This is a genomic window from Bradyrhizobium erythrophlei, assembly GCF_042430365.1.
GTDB lineage: Bacteria > Pseudomonadota > Alphaproteobacteria > Rhizobiales > Xanthobacteraceae > Bradyrhizobium > Bradyrhizobium erythrophlei.
The window spans coordinates 1-986 of record NZ_JBHMET010000261.1 but is presented as its reverse complement, the minus strand read 5'-3'; the positions used below and the strand labels follow the sequence as shown (position 1 = coordinate 986).

1 protein-coding gene is annotated in these 986 nt (G+C 61.3%); it reads left to right on the top strand.

Going from position 1 to position 986, the window contains the following annotated elements:
• On the top strand, nucleotides 1–874 hold an 874-nt coding region (locus ACFFWD_RS40000), incomplete at its 5' end, for a reverse transcriptase domain-containing protein (protein ID WP_376974900.1).
• Between the last annotated feature and the right edge of the window lie 112 nt (nucleotides 875–986).

Genomic DNA, 986 nt, shown 5'->3' with positions numbered 1-986 from the left:
GGAAGCGCAGCTGTTCCGCGGCCACCCGGAAGTCGTTGACGCCGACCTCGCGGACTACTTCGGGAGCATTCCACATGCCGAGCTATTGAAATCGGTAGCGCGCCGAGTTGTTGATCGGCGCGTGCTGCATCTGATCAAGATGTGGCTGGAGTGTCCCGTGGAAGAAACCGACGATCGAGGAAGGAAGAAACGGACGACCGAGGCACGGGACAAGCGGCGAGGTATCCCGCAAGGCTCACCGATCTCACCGCTGCTGGCAAACCTGTACATGCGCCGGTTTGTGCTGGGATGGAAGATGCTCGGGCTAGAGCGAAGCCTCGGCTCTCGCATCGTGACCTATGCCGACGATCTCGTAATCCTGTGCAGGCGGGGCAAAGCTGAAGAGGCCTTGCGACAACTGCGCAGGATCATGGGAAGGCTGAAGCTGATGGTCAACGAGGAGAAGACACGAATCTGCAGGGTACCGGAAGGAGAGTTCGACTTCCTGGGTTACACGTTCGGGCGGATGTACTCAGCGAAAACCGGCCAGGCGCGCCTGGGGTACCGGCCATCGCGCAAGAGCATCAAACGCGTGATCGAAAGCATTCACGCGCTCACCGCCCGATCAGGAACTTGGCAAGGGACCACGGAGCTCGTAGGCCAGTTGAACCGCACGTTGCGCGGATGGGCGAACTACTTCAAAGTAGGCACCGTCACCAAAGCGTATCGGGCGCTCGACAACTACGCGGCTGCGCGGTTGCGCCGGTGGTTGCGCTTCAAGCACAAGGTCAGGCGACGCAGGGGCGGGACCTATCCACTCTCGCACCTCTACGGGTACTTCGGGCTCGTACGCCTAACCGCGCTTGGGCGCGACATGCCGTGGGCGAAGGCTTGAAGTCTTGTCCGAGAGCCGGATGCGGGAAATCTGCCTGTCCGGTTCGATGAGCGTTGCGCCTTGCAAGCGCGTTGAAGTCTGCCGTCTGCGATGACGGCCGCGGCAAAGCCTA